This window comes from Pseudoalteromonas sp. MM17-2, from assembly GCF_022347945.1.
In the GTDB taxonomy this organism is placed as follows: Bacteria; Pseudomonadota; Gammaproteobacteria; order Enterobacterales; family Alteromonadaceae; genus Pseudoalteromonas; species Pseudoalteromonas ruthenica.
The window spans coordinates 260,822-278,715 of record NZ_JAKRFV010000002.1 but is presented as its reverse complement, the minus strand read 5'-3'; the positions used below and the strand labels follow the sequence as shown (position 1 = coordinate 278,715).

At 48.3% G+C, this 17,894-nt stretch carries 19 protein-coding genes; 6 read left to right on the top strand and 13 right to left on the bottom strand.

Annotated features, from left to right (window positions below; translation table 11 throughout):
* Positions 1-39: 39 nt before the first annotated feature.
* The 13 genes from MHM93_RS02945 to pspA all read right to left on the bottom strand — a co-directional run bounded on the left by MHM93_RS02945 (position 40) and on the right by pspA (position 11,338).
* Entirely contained in the window at positions 40-567 is a 528-nt protein-coding gene (locus tag MHM93_RS02945; RefSeq protein WP_239447945.1) for an ATP-binding protein, read from the bottom strand.
* Positions 533-1,213, bottom strand: coding sequence for a response regulator (locus MHM93_RS02940; protein WP_239447943.1), 681 nt, complete (start codon positions 1,211-1,213; stop codon positions 533-535). Before MHM93_RS02940 ends, MHM93_RS02945 begins: the two co-directional genes overlap by 35 nt.
* Before the next feature lie 126 nt (positions 1,214-1,339).
* Positions 1,340-1,666, bottom strand: coding sequence for a YbaB/EbfC family nucleoid-associated protein (locus MHM93_RS02935; RefSeq protein WP_022944023.1), 327 nt, complete (start codon positions 1,664-1,666; stop codon positions 1,340-1,342).
* 58 nt (positions 1,667-1,724) lie between these two features.
* A complete protein-coding gene (dnaX, locus tag MHM93_RS02930) occupies positions 1,725-4,076 on the bottom strand; it encodes a DNA polymerase III subunit gamma/tau (protein WP_239447941.1) in 2,352 nt (783 codons plus the stop codon).
* 2 nt (positions 4,077-4,078) lie between these two features.
* Complete coding sequence (gene apt, locus MHM93_RS02925; RefSeq protein ID WP_022944021.1) at positions 4,079-4,624, bottom strand: adenine phosphoribosyltransferase; 546 nt, start codon at positions 4,622-4,624, stop codon at positions 4,079-4,081.
* A gap of 117 nt (positions 4,625-4,741) precedes the next feature.
* Positions 4,742-5,086 carry a 4a-hydroxytetrahydrobiopterin dehydratase gene (locus tag MHM93_RS02920; RefSeq protein ID WP_022944020.1) on the bottom strand — a complete coding sequence of 115 codons (345 nt, stop codon included), beginning with the start codon at positions 5,084-5,086 and terminating at the stop codon, positions 4,742-4,744.
* Between the two features lie 10 nt (positions 5,087-5,096).
* A complete protein-coding gene (gene phhA / locus MHM93_RS02915) occupies positions 5,097-5,894 on the bottom strand; it encodes a phenylalanine 4-monooxygenase (RefSeq protein WP_026110982.1) in 798 nt (265 codons plus the stop codon).
* 245 nt (positions 5,895-6,139) lie between these two features.
* Positions 6,140-7,324 (bottom strand): methionine gamma-lyase, encoded by a 1,185-nt coding sequence (gene megL, locus MHM93_RS02910; protein ID WP_239447939.1) that lies wholly within the window; start codon positions 7,322-7,324, stop codon positions 6,140-6,142.
* Positions 7,325-7,426: 102 nt separating this feature from the next.
* On the bottom strand, positions 7,427-8,488 hold the full coding sequence (locus MHM93_RS02905; RefSeq protein WP_239447937.1) for a TIGR01620 family protein: 1,062 nt from the start codon (positions 8,486-8,488) through the stop codon (positions 7,427-7,429).
* On the bottom strand, positions 8,485-9,876 hold the full coding sequence (locus MHM93_RS02900; RefSeq protein WP_239447935.1) for a YcjX family protein: 1,392 nt from the start codon (positions 9,874-9,876) through the stop codon (positions 8,485-8,487). The genes MHM93_RS02905 and MHM93_RS02900 overlap by 4 nt, the downstream gene beginning before the upstream one ends.
* A gap of 85 nt (positions 9,877-9,961) precedes the next feature.
* The gene (gene pspC, locus MHM93_RS02895; protein WP_022944394.1) at positions 9,962-10,360 is read right to left on the bottom strand and encodes an envelope stress response membrane protein PspC; all 399 of its coding nucleotides are present in this window, start codon (positions 10,358-10,360) and stop codon (positions 9,962-9,964) included.
* Positions 10,357-10,590, bottom strand: coding sequence for an envelope stress response membrane protein PspB (gene pspB, locus MHM93_RS02890; RefSeq protein WP_022944393.1), 234 nt, complete (start codon positions 10,588-10,590; stop codon positions 10,357-10,359). The genes pspC and pspB overlap by 4 nt, the downstream gene beginning before the upstream one ends.
* A 76-nt stretch (positions 10,591-10,666) precedes the next feature.
* Positions 10,667-11,338 (bottom strand): phage shock protein PspA, encoded by a 672-nt coding sequence (pspA, locus tag MHM93_RS02885; protein WP_130145488.1) that lies wholly within the window; start codon positions 11,336-11,338, stop codon positions 10,667-10,669.
* A 188-nt stretch (positions 11,339-11,526) separates the two neighbouring features.
* On the opposite strand from pspA, the gene pspF reads away from it, so the two are divergent.
* The 6 genes from pspF to MHM93_RS02855 are packed head-to-tail and all read left to right on the top strand — an operon-like array spanning position 11,527 to position 17,890.
* On the top strand, positions 11,527-12,615 hold the full coding sequence (gene pspF, locus MHM93_RS02880; protein WP_239447933.1) for a phage shock protein operon transcriptional activator: 1,089 nt from the start codon (positions 11,527-11,529) through the stop codon (positions 12,613-12,615).
* Positions 12,616-12,645: 30 nt separating this feature from the next.
* A complete protein-coding gene (locus MHM93_RS02875) occupies positions 12,646-14,223 on the top strand; it encodes an ABC transporter substrate-binding protein (protein WP_239448004.1) in 1,578 nt (525 codons plus the stop codon).
* The gene (locus tag MHM93_RS02870) at positions 14,220-15,254 is read left to right on the top strand and encodes an ABC transporter permease (protein WP_022944389.1); all 1,035 of its coding nucleotides are present in this window, start codon (positions 14,220-14,222) and stop codon (positions 15,252-15,254) included. Before MHM93_RS02875 ends, MHM93_RS02870 begins: the two co-directional genes overlap by 4 nt.
* Entirely contained in the window at positions 15,241-16,134 is an 894-nt protein-coding gene (locus MHM93_RS02865; RefSeq protein ID WP_022944388.1) for an ABC transporter permease subunit, read from the top strand. Before MHM93_RS02870 ends, MHM93_RS02865 begins: the two co-directional genes overlap by 14 nt.
* The gene (locus tag MHM93_RS02860; RefSeq protein WP_022944387.1) at positions 16,134-17,129 is read left to right on the top strand and encodes an oligopeptide/dipeptide ABC transporter ATP-binding protein; all 996 of its coding nucleotides are present in this window, start codon (positions 16,134-16,136) and stop codon (positions 17,127-17,129) included. Before MHM93_RS02865 ends, MHM93_RS02860 begins: the two co-directional genes overlap by 1 nt.
* Complete coding sequence (locus MHM93_RS02855; RefSeq protein ID WP_239447931.1) at positions 17,129-17,890, top strand: ATP-binding cassette domain-containing protein; 762 nt, start codon at positions 17,129-17,131, stop codon at positions 17,888-17,890. Before MHM93_RS02860 ends, MHM93_RS02855 begins: the two co-directional genes overlap by 1 nt.
* Positions 17,891-17,894 lie beyond the last annotated feature (4 nt).

Genomic DNA, 17,894 nt, shown 5'->3' with positions numbered 1-17,894 from the left:
GCGCTAAAACCCCAGTATAAAGCGCTTCAGCACTTAGGCTCAAGGGCTTTTAGTAGCGCGCTCCTGCTTGCAAGCGATTAGGTGAACCAGATTGGCTCTGTAGCGGCACTTGTATACTAAAACGCACACCACGCGGGCGCAGCGCCTGTACTTCAATAGAGCCATTAAGCACCAGGGTAATGCCTTGGGCAATACGGGTTCCCCCAAGCCCCAATGCCCCAATGCCCCATTAGCTCGTGCTGTGGTATAAAAGGGTGACAATATTTGCGCCGCTTGCTCGGCTGATAATTCCGCTGCGTTATCTTCATAGATAAGTTGCGCATATTGACCCCTTTGCTCAAGCTTGAGCACGACCTCTAAATTATCACCCGGCTCTAACTGAGCATGTTTGCAGCTATTAGCCATTAACTCCAACAGAACCCGCTGTATGGTATTGCTGCCGTGATCCATATGCAGCTGCCCTTGCACATCAAACGAAAGCCGAAAGGGGTAACTTTGGTAAGTGAAGGGCTCGAATAACAATAACGCCATATCATGAATATTCACCGTCTGGGGTGCTGTAGTCATTAAACATAGTTTGAAACTCACCCACCATTTCACTGGTTTTCAGCAAATTGCGCATCAGCAAGGTGTTGGCATGGTCGATTTTCTGCAAGCCAGAATCTAACGCTTTGGCGGTTAGGGATTTTTTATTCAGTGCTTGATACAGTGTTTGACTCTGCATCTCTAACGACCCGCTCGCTGTTAGACAATTTCCGAGCGGCGTATTGAGTTCATGTGCCAGCCCTGAGGTCATCAAAAGAATATCTTTGAGCGTGCTTATCTGTTGTTGTCGATGCGTTGCCTCTATCAGCATAAGGTAGGTACTGACCCGTTGTTGTACTTCAGTTTTATTAAAGGGCTTAACAATGTAGTCGACGCCACCGGCGGCAAAGGCATCATCAATATGTTGGCGATCAGAGTATGAGCTAATAAAAATGATTGGCACATGGGCGCTGTACTCATCCTGCTTAAGCTGCCGACAGAGCTCTAACCCATTCATACCAGGCATTTCTATGTCCATCAGAATAAGTGCCGGTAAATGGCGATGAATTTCAACCAACGCGTGCTCAGCAGATGTAGCGTGAGTCAGTGAGTGGTGCTTTTCTTCCAATATGGCTTTAATAATACGAAAATCAAATTCCTGATCTTCGACCACCAATATATCATTCATGACAGCGGCTCCCTCTTCCTTTGTAGTTGAGTGTAGCAGTCCTCAAGAGCCTCTGTGTTTGCTATCTTAAAGAAATAAAAAACCCCGCTATAAAGCGGGGCTAAACACATAAATCTAGATACAGATTTAGAACGGCATTTTCATGCCTGGGGGTAAGTTCATCCCACCGGTTACTTCAGACATACGTTTTTGACTTTCGTCTGCTACGCGACGTACAGCGTCATTGCACGCGGCTGCAAGCAAGTCTTCAATCATGTCTTTGTCATCTTCCATTAGGCTTTCATCGATTTCCACGCGGCGTACATTGTGGCTACCTAACATGGTCACTTTAACTAAGCCCGCACCGGCTTCACCGGTCACTTCTAAATTGGCAATTTCTTCTTGGGCCTTTTGCATGCGCTCTTGCATTTGCTGCGCTTGCTTCATCATATTGCCCATTCCGCCTTTAAACATAGTGCTCTCTCTCGTTAAAAATCGCTCTGCTGGCAAAGATAAGGCCAACAGCCGTAAATTACAATGCTTGAACCGAGTTTTCGTCCAAGATTGCTGAAAATTGCGTCATCATCTGCTGCACGTGTTCATCTGCTTTCACTGCAGCAACCGCTTGTTGATAGCGCTGGCCATCAATGCTTTGCTGAATTAAAAACGGCGTTTGTTGCAATTCATCGACAAATTCAATCTGCACGTTCAATGGTTCTTTAAAGTGCTCAGCTAACCCTTGTTGTAAGCGCTCACGTAACGCACTGCTGTCTAGATGGCGCTGGCTTTGTTCTACATGCAACGTCAGCTCTGTGCCTTGTTTTTGATAGCGACTATGCAAGGCAAACTGCCTAATACGCCCACCGAGACCCATAGACTCAATAATATGTGCCCAGTCATCCTGTTGGTGCGCAAATTTGACATCACTTACACTGCTTTCAAAACCTTCAGGTGCGGCGATAGCGACTTGCTCTTGCTGAAACTCTTTGCGCGGTGAAGCCGGCGCTTCTAGTTGCTCCACCAGCTCAGGGGCCAATTTTTGCGGATCAGGCTGGTGTTTATGCATTAACCGCTGTGCTGGCGATTGTTGCCGCTGCGCTTTGGTTTTTTCGGGTGGAGCGGTATTGGCCGTTTCTTGGCTCGCAGTGCTTACGGCGGTGGCCCGTTTAGTTCGGGCCTCGGCCTTTTTTGCATTATCATCCTCTTGCACAGGCCTGCTCGCTGTTCCCAACTTGCGGTTTTTTAAGATACGCGCAATGGCAGACTGCGCCTCATCTTGTAGTTGGTCTAACTGCTGCGCTGGTGAAGCGGGCGCGGGGCCTGGCTCAGCACCTGCATTGGCGGCTACTTCTGCGCCCTGCTTGCTAGCCATTGCTGTTTGCGCATTCTCTGTGTGGGGTTGATAACCTTGTTCATGCGCCTGCTGCATCACTTGCTCAAACTGCTGCGCGGCCATCGCTTCATGATGCTGATCATCTTGAGAGTCAGCTTCATATTGGGAATTTGCTGCGTTTACCCCCTGATTATCGCTACCATTTGCAACGGATTGCGCTGGCGCAGGTTCGGTGGCCATGGCGGGTTCTGCGCGTTGCGGTTCAAAAGCAGAAGTATTTTGCTGCGCCTCTGCGTGTGGCTCCTGAGGCTGAGGCTGAGGCTGAGGCTGAGGCTGAGGCTGAGGCTGAGCAGTATTTTCTAACCCAGCCTTGTTACGTGCTAGCATTGCCCGCAGGTTCGCCGTTTTTTCTTCATTATCACCACGAGACAGCGTCTGTTGAGCCGTCGATGTGGTCGAAGTGCCATACTGTGGTTCAAAAGCGAGCAGGCGTAGCATTAACATCTCAAAGCCCACTTGCGCAGAGCTGGCCCACTGTAGGTCCCGCTTACCCGCTAACAACAATTGATAAATCAAGTGGATATGTTGCGTATCAGCAGTGTTTGCTACCTCAGTAATATAATCACTGTCACGGTCGTTTAGTAGCGCTGCACTGGGCACCAGCTGAGTCAATTGCACACTGTGTGTAAGATTCAAAAGGTCATCGAGTACGGCAATATAATTCGGGTTGTGTTGTGCTAAATTGCGAATTTGCTGGATCAGCTCATCGCCATCGCCGAGCAATACCGCACTGAGCAATTGCTGGGCATAGCGCACATCCATCAGCCCGAGCATGTCTTTAATCGGCCCCTCGTGCAACTGCCCATTGGTTTGCGCAATGGCCTGATCGGTTAAACTCAGTGCATCTCGCATACTGCCATCGGCAGCCTTAGCCAACACCGCCAAGGCTGGCTGTTCAAAATCGAGTTGCTCTTGGCTGAGCACATGCGCTAACTGAGTACTGATCTGTTGCACCGACAGCGCACTTAAATTGAACTGTAAACAACGAGATAAAATGGTTACAGGCAATTTTTGCGGATCGGTCGTCGCTAGCAGAAACTTAACGTGCTCAGGTGGCTCTTCCAATGTTTTTAACAGCGCATTAAAGCTGTGCTTGGAAAGCATGTGCACTTCATCAATGAGGTAAACCTTGAACTGCCCGCGAGTCGGGGCATATTGCACGTTATCTAGAATCTCTCGGGTGTCTTCAACCTTGGTCCGCGATGCCGCATCGATCTCAATAAGGTCAATGTATTTACCGGCTTCAATATCTAGGCAAGTACTACACTGACCACATGGCTGTGCCGAGATACCCTGCTCACAGTTCAGGCTTTTGGCAAAAATCCGGGCTATAGTGGTCTTGCCCACACCGCGAGTGCCGGTGAACAAGTAAGCGTGGTGCAAACGCTGCTCGTTTAAGGCATTAACCAATGCTTGTTTGACATGGTCTTGACCCACGAGTTGATGAAAGGTTTGCGGTCGCCACTTACGGGCAAGAACCTGATAGCTCATGTTTAATCGCCTTCAAATTCAACTAATTTGAACACATCGATACCTTGCTCACGCACTCGCTGTTCACCACCTAGAGCAGGTAGAGAAACCACAAATGCTGCGTCACTGGCGTGGCCGCCTAATTTGGCCACCAGCTTGGCAGTCGCTTCTATGGTGCCGCCGGTAGCGAGTAAGTCGTCAACGAGCAGTACTTTATCGCCGGGTTCGATAGCATCTTTGTGCAATTCAAGAATATCTTCACCATATTCTAACTGGTAGCTTTGTGCAATGACCTCACGCGGCAGTTTACCCGGCTTACGCACAGGAATAAAAGGAATGCCCAGTACATAAGCCAACGGGGCGCCAAAGATAAAGCCGCGAGACTCTGTGCCAATGATTTTGGTAAAGCCTTGGTCTTTATACTTGCTCACCATGCTATCAATGGTCAGTCTTAGGGCCTTTGGATCGGCCAACAAGGTGGTCACATCGCGAAATTGGATGCCTGGCTTAGGGTAATCCGGCACTGTGGCAATAGATTGCTTGATGTATTGAAGATCAGCAGCACTCATAGTTATTTCATTTTTTGTTCTGACAAGCGCTGCATTATAGCAAGTTGTGCTCAACAATGAAGCCGCCAATAAAAAAGGCCACCTTGTGTGGTGACCTTTTAAGCAAAGCTCAATTGCTTAAAGCGATGCGAACACTTTGTCGGTTTTAGCCGCGCAGATAAAGTCGTTCTTATGCAAGCCTTTAATTGAGTGAGACCACCAAGTAACTGTTACTTTACCCCACTCGGTTAAAAGACCTGGGTGATGCCCTTCTTCTTCTGCCATATCACCTACCGCATTGGTAAAGGCTAACGCTTGTTTAAAGTTTTTAAACTTAAAGACGCGCTCTAATTGCATGATACCGTCACGAACTTCAGGCACCCAATCTGGGATATCTTTAATTAACTCGGCCAACTCTTCATCTGATACTTTGGGCGCATCGGCACGACACGCTTCACATTTTTGTGCGCTTAATTCAGACATTGCTAATTCCTTAACTTGCTTTTTTCTCTTTAGGGGGAAACTTAGGTTCAAACAAACCAAGCTCTTTGGCCTTGGCTACCATCGACATTAAATCCATTTGCGAGATTTCAAATAAATCATGGATAGAGTTAATGGTGTAGTACACGGGCTGCATGATATCAATGCGATAAGGGGTACGCAGCACATCCAACACATTTATTGGGTTGATTTCGGGCTCGTCGGTGTACACGTAATTGGTCTCGCCCGGGCTTGATAAAATACCACCGCCATAAATACGAAGACCGTCTTTAGTTTGCATCAAACCAAACTCAACGGTAAACCAGTACAAACGTGCTAGGTAGACACGGTCTTTTTTGTCTGCTGCATAGCCTAGCTGACCGTACTTGTGGGTAAATTCAGCGAAGTCCGGGTTAGTGAGCATAGCGCAATGGCCAAAGATCTCGTGGAAAATATCCGGCTCTTGTAAGTAATCGAATTCCTCGCGAGTGCGGATAAACGTGGCGACAGGAAATTGTTTGTTCGCTAATAAACGAAAAAACTCATCAAAATCAATCAACGCAGGGACAGGCGCTACCTGCCAACCCGTTTCGCGCTCGAGTACTTCATTGAGCTCGCTAAGCTGCGGAATACGGTCGGTGGGCAAGTTAATTTTTTTCAGGCCTTCGATATACTCATCGCAAGCGCGCCCTTCAATGCACGCCAACTGGCGTTCGACCAACTCGGCCCAGGTTTGGTTTTCTTCATCGCTCCAATGAATAACGCCATTCTCATCCGGCGTTCGAGAAACGTATTTACTTGATTTAGCCATAACTACCTTACCTTGTCCCATTTGCTTTTGTTTGCACTGCAAACGCACGACGCAAATGACTCTGTGTGTGTTAACCAGATACTAAGGAAAAGTACATCTGTTTGTAATACTTGGTGCTGTTATACGTTCTGGGCAAACCGCTTAAAACGTAAACTTAAAGATACACTTATACACCTTAAAAATTACACCCCTGCTTTTAGTGGACTGCAAAGCAAAAGGGTGTAAAGTATTAATTACTAAAATTATTAAAGCTTTGCTAACCCTTGGCTTAGATCTGCAATAATCTCATTAACATCTTCTAAACCTATAGAAATGCGGACCAAACCATCACTAATTCCTGCGGCACGACGCTGTTCCGGTTCATAAGTAGAGTGAGTCATTGAAGCCGGATGCTGAATAAGGGTTTCCGTATCACCTAAACTGACCGCCAACGTGCACAACTGCAAGCCATTAATAAACTGCTCTGTTTGTGCTAAAGACGCTTTAAGTTCAAAAGCAATCACGCCGCCGGCATCTTGCATCTGCGAGCCCATAAGCCGATGTCCTGGATCGTTTTTGAGCCCCGGGAAATAAACGCGCTCAACGCTTTGATGCTGATGTAGAAATTCCGCCACCTGATGAGCACTTTGACAATGGGCCTGCATGCGCACCGCTAAGGTTTTCATGCCTCGTAATATTAACCAGGCGTCAAATGGGCTCATGGTGGCACCAATATCTTTGAGTACCGTCGACTTAATACACTGAATATGCTCATTACTGCCACACACCAGACCTGCGACGACATCACCATGACCATTGAGGTACTTCGTCGCGCTGTGCACGATCAAATCTGCACCAAAGTGGGCGGGTTTTTGCAAAATAGGCGTCAAAAAGGTGTTATCAACAACGCTGATCAACTGGTGACTTTTCGCTACATCGCACAACTGCTGTAAGTCGTAAACATCAATGTTTGGATTGGCAGGTGTCTCTACAAATAACATTTTAGTATTCGGGCGCAGAGCTTGCTTAACAGCCTGTATATCGTTGCAATCAACAAAAGTGACTTCGACGCCAAAGCGAGTAAGTAAGTGGCTAAACAGTGCATAAGTGCAGCCATAGACTGTTGTTGATGCTATCAGGTGATCGCCTGCGCTAAGAAAGCTCATGACTGCTGCTGAAACCGCACCCATACCAGTGGCGCAGGCCGCCGCATCTTCGGTCTGTTCAAGCGCTGCCAGCTTCTGCTCTAGCTCGCGCACTGTGGGGTTGCCAAGACGCGAATAAATATACCCGGCCTCTTCACCGGCAAAGCGGGCTGCACCTTGCGCTGCGTCGTCAAACACAAAGGTTGAGGTTTGGTATAAAGGGGCCGCCAAAGCGCGATGGGGATCGCGACGCTCACCCTGGGGATGGATACACTGCGTTTTGTCTGAAGGTTGAATATTTTTCATAATGCCACCGTTTTTCTTTCTAACATAGTGGCAGTTCTGGCTATAAAACAAGCAAGCTAGCCGCTTGGATGGCTAGCTTGCTGTATCATCTCGGTGTTTTCGTCAATCTTTGTTGACGTTCTCGGTCGTCTGCTCGTTTTCACGCTTATCTAAGCGCGTCAATCGGGCAGCTAAGCGTTTTGCTGTCGCTCGCAATAAAGATGGCTTGGCCTCTAGCTTCGGTAATGGCCGACACAGCTCCATCGCCTTATAGCCAATGCGTGCAGTCAACACCCCGGCGCTGAGGCCTTGGGCAGCACGAGTCGATAATACACTCAACAACTTGGTACCAAACGCCGTGGCGGCGAGATCGGCAAGCAACTCGGTCGAACCGACAAAGAGCATTTGCTTAACCAAGCTGCGGTAAAGCCGAACACGACTCATGTAGCCCAGTGCCAAGCCATAATTATCCGCAAGGGTATCGACCAGTTTCAGTCCGCGCCACAACACCGCAAGCATATCCACTACTGCTAATGGGCTGACACTGACTAGCACCGCTGATTCAACGGCGTAGCGATTAATAATCTGCTTAGCCTGTTCATCTTGGCGCACCAGCAAGGTGTCGCGATACAACTCCATCACTTCGCGGTCACTTAGGTGCTCGGCAATTTGCCCCTTAAATTGTGCAAAGTCCGCATGGTTTTGAATACGGTTAACGCTCTCTAGCCAAGGTAGCGCTTGGCCGATTTGTTCACTCGCCAACAACCGTTGAGCTTGTTGTTGATGATGGCGATTAACTTTGAGGCGCTTCAAATTGATCAGCTCACGCCATAGCAATCGGCCAACTAACAACACCGCCAGCCCGATAACACTGCTATATAACGCGCCAAGCCATACAGAGGCTTGAAAGCTCGCAACAATACTCAGCACGGTTTCAACGATAATGAGGGTTAACAACAGCCAAGCAAACAGCCTTTTCAATAGCGAGCGTTTACCACGCTGGCGCCCCAATTCCTCATTCAATGTTGATTCCAGCTCGCTTCCCTGCGCCAAGTCGAAATCATCCTCCTCTTGCGGCGCGTCATTACGAGCAACCACTTTAGCGGGCTCCAACTGAGATGCAGATTGCTGCTGCGACTGGCCCTCAAAACGCCGCGCTCCGGCTAAATTAACTGGCTCACTCATGTCAGCTTATCCCCCAATAAAAATTCCAGCGCATGATCCATTCGCATATGTCGCAAGCGTCCGTCGCTGTGCGGCCAAGGGGCAAAATCTATATAGTCAAACCCCTGTTGTGGCCATTGCTGTGCAGTCAAACGGTGTCGCGGTGGCTGCGGTGGCAAATAGGTGAGCCACTGCGACTCATGCAGCGGTTTACCATAGACGCAATGCAAACTTTGCCCTTTTTCCACCACTTGCTTGCCCTGTGTTGCGCACACAGCGGCCATCGCCATGGTGTCCACTTCCACCCCAGAAAAGGTCAAGCTATTGGCTTTTTCTTTAACAATATCGTGCAACAGCAGCGCCAAGTCTTGATGGTAATTAGCTCCAACTTGGTCTGCTTTATTGGCGATAAACAGCAGCTTATCAATGTTGGGACTGAACAGTCGGCGCAGCACATTGCTCTTACCGTAATCAAAAAAAGACAGCAACTCTGTGATTGCCTCGGCTTGCTCATCGAATATGTCCGGACCCAGCTTTAGCGCTCGCAATAAGTCCACAAGCACCACTTGACGGTCAAAATGGCAAAAATAGTCTTTATAAAAAGGCTTAACGACTTGTGCTTTGTAGGCTTCAAAGCGTGCCTCAAGCTGCTGATATTGAGTATGTTGCTCACCCTGCTTTGGCGCATGGCAAGGAAAAAAAGACAAAAGCGGCGCGCCCTCTAACTCCCCGGGGATCAACATCCGTCCCGGTTGCAAGTTAGCGGCGTGGGCATGAGCCTTAATATTCACTAAGGCTTGCTTGTATAACTCACTGAGCTCTTTTAAGCGTACTTCATCGACCTCTGCATTGGCGTCAAACTCATGCAGTGCAGTCATAAAGTCCTGTGCATGCTCTGATCTCGCGGCCTTGTTGAACATCGTTAACTGACGTTCACACCAAGTGGGATAATCCATGCTCAACATGGGTAAATCCATTAGCCACTCACCTGGGTAATCAATAAGATCAATGGTTAGTGTGGCGCTATCACCAAATTGTGCCCGTAATCCCTGCTTGGGACGATAGCGCATGGCGAGGCGCAAAGTATTAATACGTTGCGTTGACTCTGGCCAGGCCGGCGGTTGCTGATTCAACGCCGCCATCGCTTGACGATATGCGAAAGTCGGGATATTCAGCGCTTTTTGTGGCACCGGTTGTGTGGCTATATGGCGCCCCTCGCGAACAACACGGAAAAAAGGCATGTTTTGTTCGCTCGCTTGCTCTGATAGCTGATGCACTAAAGCTGTGATAAAGGCTGTTTTTCCACTGCCTGACAATCCTGTAACCGCCAGGGTGATATGGCTATCTAAGGTACGCTTTAAAGTCTTTTTGGCTCTGTCTTTGAGCTTATCAAGGCGTGAGTACGACAAATTAACTCCTTGTTGAAATACCCTTACATACAAACGCAGGCAACCAGCTAATAATGACTAGCTGGTTGCAATGCGCCTGAGGGCTTTATAGCTTATTAATTTCTCTGTCTACCGTGAAGGTCGGCGAAGTGACATGAGTCTCCATATGCTGAATACGGTTGTCTAACTCACCTAAATACTCCTTCAATTCTTTAAGAGCCTTACGTGGAGGCTCACCCTTTTGCCACACTTTGGCTTTCACCTCACCGACATGGGCGCTCTTACTACTGGGCGCTGTTTGCTCTGCGGCTGGCTTTTTCTCTAATATAAGCCAAGCAGCAATGTAGGCGACGATAAATAAGGGTCCCCCGGCCAACAACACAGCGGAGATGAAGATAATGCGTACCAACCACAACTCAAAATTAAAGTAATCGCTGACCCCTGCACATACGCCGCCTAGCTTGCCGCGTTCGGGGTTGCGATATAATTCGCGTTTGCCACTCATACCTTACTCCTCCACTGCGGGGACTCCTGGTCGAGCAAGGTCTCTAAGGTATTGATGCGCTCTGCCATTTTCTCTGCTTTATTAGCCAGCTCAACCAGTTGACGGTGCTCGTGTTCACTTAACCCTTGGCTTACCTGTTTTTTACTGCGGTAATGTAATATCAGCCACAACGGCGCCACAAAAATCAAAAATATGACAATCGGTGGTAATAACATATCAAAATCAAACATAATCCTCTCCTGCCTTGTTGTTATGGTGCGCCATCGTGTGGCTAGGGCCGCGTACGACCCTTCACCTTATACATTATTATTCTGCTTTATCGGTTTTGCCCATTTTTGCTTTCAAGGCTGAGAGTTCATCGTCAATTTTCTCGTCCTTTTCTAGCTGCTCGATTTCATCAGACAGCGACTTCTGACCTAACTCATAGGATTCTACCTGAGCCTCGAGGCCATCAATTTTTGTCTCGTAACGCTCGAACTTATCCAGTGCATCCTGCACCTTGTCACCATCAAGTGTCTTTTTCACATCTAGACGCGATTGCACTGAACGCTGACGAAGAACAATGGCTTTTTGGCGCGCTTTAGCGTCGCTGAGTTTCTCTTGTAAGGTGCTGATCTCTTGTTGCAACTTGTTGATGTGCTCGTCTACATGTTCAAGCTCACGCTCAAGTGACTCTTTCGCTTCGGTACACTTGCTCTTTTCTAGTAGTGCAGCGCGTGCTAAATCGTCGCGGTCTTTAGATAAGGCTAGCTCAGCCTTCTCTTGCCACTGCTCGGTTTGCTTGTGCAATGTTTCTAACCGGCGGCTGAGCTCTTTTTTCTCTGCGAGTGTTTTCGCCGATGTCGAGCGCACCTCCACGAGTGTGTCTTCCATCTCTTGGATGATTAAACGCACCATTTTTTCTGGGTCTTCTGCTTTATCTAAAATAGCATTGATATTCGAGTTTACGATATCTGCAAAACGTGAAAAAATTCCCATAATCTTTACCTCGGATGTTGAAGTCTTTGTTGACTACTCTACGTATTATCAAGTTGCTTGCCAACTTTAAAACCACATAAAAAACTTAATTTATTCATTAAGTTACTTTATATTCGCCAAATCACTTTCTTATCTTCAAATAATGAAATACACTAAGCTTTAGCAAAAATAACTAAGAGTTAGTGTAAATGAGCCAGTTCCGCAAAAAAGACGATTTACTGGGCCAATCCGATAGCTTTTTAGAGGTGCTCGATCAGGTCTCCCAGTTGGCCCCCCTTGATAAGCCGGTGTTAGTCATTGGTGAGCGCGGTACCGGTAAAGAGCTTATCGCTGCACGGTTACACTATCTATCTGGGCGTTGGGATCAAACCTATGTCAGTCTTAACTGCGCTGCACTCAATGAGAACTTACTTGAAAGTGAGCTATTCGGTCATGAAAGTGGCGCTTTTACTGGTGCCAGTAAACGTCATGAAGGACGTTTTGAGCGCGCCAACGGCGGCACATTATTTTTAGACGAACTCGCAAATACCCCCGCAGCGGTCCAAGAAAAACTGCTTCGGGTAATTGAATATGGCGAGTTTGAACGCGTTGGGGGTCGGGCGCCAATAAAAGTTGATACACGACTTATTTGCGCCACCAATGAAGACTTACCTAGCCTTGCCGATGCCGGCGAGTTTCGACACGACTTGCTGGACCGTCTCGCCTTTGACGTAATTACGCTCCCTCCGCTGCGTGAGCGCCAAGAAGATATTCTGCTGCTAGCCGAGCATTTCGCTATTAACATGGCACGTAACCTGGGGTGGGAGTTATTCAGTGGTTTCACTACCCGAGCCAAGGCAGCTCTGCTGGACTATGACTGGCCGGGGAATGTCCGTGAGCTGAAAAATGTGATAGAGCGCAGCTTGTATCGTCATGGCAATGAAAGCCTCGCGGTGCATACGATTAATTTAGACCCTTTTGCCAGCCCCTATCGGCCTAAGGCGTTGAGCACTCGCAAAGCTGCGGTGGTCATCAATGAGCAGACACTACTCAGTGACTCAGAGCAGCCTCAAGTAGCGCCCGCAGAGCCGGTGAAAAACAATCAACGAATGGGCTTCCCGTGCGATTTAAAACAACTCTCCAGCGACTACGAAACGGAACTGTTGCGCCAAGCGTTGGAATTTAGCCAATTTAATCAAAAGAAAACTGCACAATTGCTTGGTTTAACGTATCATCAGCTAAGAGGATATTTGAAAAAATACAACTTACTTGATTCGCAGCAAAAACAAGAGGCTTAGCCTGTGTACACACGGTTGTTAGGCATTGCCATGGTGCTCTTAATGGGGTGCCAAGACGAAGACACGCAGTATGCACCGATGGAAGGCATGGTTTATTGTGCTGAGGCCAACCCTGTCTCTTTCAATCCGCAAGTAACGACCACCGGTTCAACTATCGATCTGATCGCTAAACAGTTGTACAACCGCTTACTACGTATTGATCCTATCACCGGTGAATTTATCCCCGAGTTGGCGACCAGTTGGGAAATTAGCGATGATGGCACGGAAGTGACGTTTAACCTGCGCGAAGATGTAAAATTCCATACCACCCGCTATTTTACTCCCAGCCGTAATTTTAACGCCGATGATGTGGTATTTACCTTTAGTCGCTTATTCGACGTATACAACCCCTATCACTTTGTTGGTGAAGCCAGTTACCCATATTTTCAGAGTGTCGGTCTTGATCAGCTTATTCGCAACATTCGCAAAGACTCACCATACCAAGTTACATTTGAGTTGTTTAACCCCGAAAGTAGCTTTTTAGCGAATCTGGCTACAGACTTCGCGGTGATCACCTCGCAAGAGTATGCAATGACTCTGATGGCCAACGAGCAGATGGATTTGTTTGACCAGCTACCTATCGGCACCGGCCCGTTTGTTTATCGTGAATACCAACGCGACAGACTGATCCGCTACTATTCACACCCCGAGTACTGGGAGCACCAAGTAAACCTCGATCAGTTGGTATTTGATATTACTCCTAATGGCACAACACGCATTGCCAAGCTTTTAACCAAAGAATGCGATGTCACCCCACACCCAAGTGCGACCCAATCAAGCGTTCTGCGCCAACGCGACGATATTGAATTGGAACAACAAGATAACCTTAACGTCGGCTATTGGGCCTTTAATACTGAACGTGTGCCTTTTAATAATCCACAAATACGCCGGGCATTAGCCCACGCCATTAATGTCGACAAAATTATGCAGGCGGTCTATTACGGCCAAGGCGTGAAAGCGGCTTCAATGTTACCGCCCATTAGTTGGGCCTATCAGCAGCAATCTAATTTGCCCCAATACGACCCAGAAAAGGCTCGAGAGATGCTCAGTGCCGCTGGCTATGAAAATGGCTTTGATATGACCATCTGGGCCATGCCGGTAAGCCGTATTTATAACCCTAATGCGCGCAAAATGGCAGAGCTGATGCAAAGTGACCTGCGTGCAATTGGTGTTAACGTGCGTATTGTCGAGTATGAATGGAATACCTTTTTACAGCGCGTAGGCGAGCATCGCCATGATAGTGTTTTGTTGGGATGGGCCGCTGATACCCCCGACCCAGACAATTTCTTTAGCCCACTACTGAGCTGCGCCGCCACTTACAGCGGTAAGAACCCGGCCAATTGGTGTAATCCCGAATTTGATATGCTCCTGACGCAGGCGTTAGACACCACAGAGCAAGCGCAGCGACAACAGTTTTACCACCAGGCGCAACAGATGATAGCGAAACAGCTGCCCCTATTTCCTCTAGCTCATGGGAAGCGCTCGCAAGCTCGTGACAGCCAAGTAAAAGGGATCAGCCTCAGCCCCTTTGGCGGCATATCCTTAGCCCACGCGAGTAAAAAGCCATGATGTTAGAGTTCGCCTTACGCCGGGTTTCATTGCTGGTTTTTATGCTTTTTACGCTGAGTGTGTTTACCTTCTCATTGGGCTACCTGTTCCCCGGTGACCCGTTAACGAACTTTAGTGGTATTGAAACAGCAGGCTTTTCGCAAACAGCGCAATTACAGCAGCAATACCATATGGATGATGGCTATGTAACGCAGTACTTTGCGTTTTTAGGACGCATTATGCAGGGCGACTGGGGATTGTCTTTTGCTTCCGGCGATGGTGTTTTTGGCCATGTGTTAGATTTAGCTCCTGCGACCTTTGAACTCGCTATTTATGCGCTGTTTGTGTCCGTGTTGGCGGGAGTTCCAGCGGGAGTCATCGCCGCTCTATCACACGGACGTTGGGGTGATAAGCTCATTAGTGGCTTTACATTAGTCGGTTACTCTGTGCCTATTTTTTGGTTAGCACTGCTGCTTATTATGGTATTTTGCTTACAACTGGGGCTATTCCCTATGTCTGGGCGTATCAGTTTGCTTTACGAGATCCCCGCATACAGTAATTTTATTTTGCTAGATATTATGGTTGCGGGCTTTCCCTATGGCGGCCTTGCCTTTGCCGATGCGCTGCATCATCTGGCATTGCCAACACTGGTGCTGGCGACCTACCCAACCACGGTTTTAATCCGCTTTACCCGCGACTCAATGCTCAACGTGCTTGACCAAAACTATATTAAAACGGCCCGGGCGAAGGGGTTGAGTCGCCGCCAACTTATTTTTCACCATGCGCTTCGCAATGCGTTGTTGCCGGTGATAAAACAAATCGGCCTGCAATTTAGTGCGTTGATCACGTTAGCCATGATCACTGAAGTTATTTTTTCATGGCCTGGCATTGGTCGCTGGTTAATAGACAGCATTTACCAACGTGACTTCCCAGCAATTCAAGGTGGCTTATTGGCAATCTCGGTATTCATTATTTTCGCCACCATTATCACCGAGTTGCTCTACACCCTGCTCGACCCGATTTCACGGAATCAAGCGCATGGCAAAGTTTAAATTATTTACCGAACAGTCTAACGTGTCGCCGCTGTCGCGGTTATGGCGCAAGTTTAAATCTAACCATGTGTCTTTGGTTGGTTTATGGCTCTTTATTGCGCTGGCGGTACTTGCTACCACCGCGCCGTTACTGGCGCCTTATGGCATCAACGAGCAACATGCGGATGCGCTATTAATTCCTCCCTCATGGCATGAGGATGGCGATGTACGCTTTATTTTAGGTACCGACGATTTGGGCCGTGATGTGCTTTCACGCCTTATGAATGGTGCAACCTATACCTTCGGCTTATCAATTATTGCAGCACTGATGACCACCTTGGTGGGCGTATTGGTTGGCACCTTCGCCGGTATGAGCCATGGCCTGCGTGCGAGCTTCCTAAATCACCTGTTAGATATCACCTTATCTATCCCTTCGTTACTGCTGGCGATTATCATCATCGCTATACTCGGACCGGGTTTGATGAACACCGTGTGGGCGATTATCTTTGCGCTGTTGCCACAGTTTATCCACTCAGTCCGTAACTTGGTGGTCGAAGAGCTTAATAAAGATTACATCAGCGCATTTCGCCTTGATGGAGCCAGCCGCTGGCAAATCTTAGTGCGGGGCATCTTCCCCAATATTTACGAACGTATTGTGGTTATTTTTACTATGGCGCTGTCATTAGCCATTTTGGACATTGCTGCCTTAGGCTTTTTGAAACTTGGCGCGCAACCTCCGACAGCTGAATGGGGAGCTATTTTGGCGGAAAACCTAGGCCTAATTTATCTCGCACCATGGACCGTTGCCTTACCGGGGATCCTTTTGTTTTTAGCGGTACTGTCCACCAATCTTGTTGGTGACGGTTTGCGTAATGTACTCAAAGAGCGGCGGGCGGACTGATGCAATTGCTCGATATTCGAAATCTGACCATAGAATTGACGACCTCAGATTCGGTGATTCGTGTGGTAGATAAAGTAAACTTCAGCCTAAAAGAAGGCGAAGTACACGCCTTAATTGGCGAGTCGGGGTCTGGCAAAAGCCTCATTGCCAAGGCCTTGGTGGGTGCGTTAAATAAACGCTGGCGGGTTACGGCCGATCGCATGCACTGGCGCGGCGTTGACTTAATGCGGCTCTCTGATGAAAAGCGACGTAAGTTGGTAAGCCAAGACTTAGCGATGATTTATCAGGAGCCGAGTCGTTGCCTCGACCCCACAGCGAAGATCAGTGACCAAATTGAAGAAAGTATTCCGGCGCGCAACTACACCGGTAATTTATGGCAACGACGCAGAGCTAAACGCCAGCGTGTCAGGGCTCTGTTGCACAAGGTGGGCATCAAAGAGCACTCCAAGGTTTTGACCAGTTACCCACATGAGTTGTCAGAGGGCGTGTGCCAAAAAGTGATGATCGCGATGGCCATCGCCCGCTCCCCTAAGCTACTTATTGCCGACGAACCGACCACAGCATTGGAGAGCACCACACGAGCGCAAGTATTTCGACTACTGAAAAGTTTAAATCAGCTTAAAAATATGTCGATTCTGATGATCTCTCATGAACTCGAAGAATTGACTGACTGGACGCATGGTATGCACGTGCTGTATTGCGGGCAAATGGTGGAGGCCGGACCCACCAAAAAAGTGTTTGCTCAACCGCGCCACCCTTACACTAAAGCGCTGTTACAGAGCTTGCCCGACTATGATGTTGCACTTGGCCATAAGGAGCCGCTGTTCGCCCTCAAAGGCACCATTCCCACCTTGCAGCATCTGCCTATAGGGTGTCGACTTGGGCCACGCTGTCCGAACGCACAGAAAGCCTGTGTCGTTACTCCTAAGTTAGACAAAGAGCAAGGTCATAGTTATGCCTGTCACTTCCCTTTACATAAACAGGAGCAAAGTTGATGCAACCCTTATTGAAAGTACAAGGTTTGGGCAAGCAACTGGCTGTGAGGGCGGGCTTACTGAGCCATAAAAAGGTCAGTTTACTCAAAGATATCTCATTTTGTATTGGTCGCGGCGAAACGTTGGCGGTTATTGGCGAGACGGGTGCAGGAAAAAGTACACTCGCAAAGGTGTTGGCCGGCGCCGATGAGGCCAGTAGCGGCCAGATCATTTTAGAAAGTGATTTAGTGCATGATGGGACTAATCGCCATGGTGACTGCCGCCACATTCGGTTGATTTTCCAAGACCCAACCACATCACTCAATCCTGCGCTCACTATCGGTGAGATTTTAGATGACTGTTTACGCTTAAATACCGAGCTTAGCAGCGAACAAAGACTGGAAAAAATAAAGCAAACATTAGCGAAGGTGGGGCTGCTTGTTGAGCACCGCTTATACTACCCACATATGTTCTCTGGCGGGCAATTGCAGCGCGTCGCACTGGCACGCGCACTGATCTTGGACCCTAAAGTCTTAGTATTGGATGAGGCGCTTTCCTCCCTTGACCCCTCAGTACGCGCACAGACGGTAAACTTACTACTAGAGTTACAACGGGAGACAGGGTTAAGTTACGTGTTGATCACCCATCATTTGAGCTTGGTAAAGCACATGAGTGATCAAGTGTTAGTGCTGGATCACGGGGAGGTGGTGGAGTATGGGAAAACCGGTGAAATTTTCGGTAATCCCCAATCCAAAACCTGCCAGCGTTTACTGACTTGTTAATGGC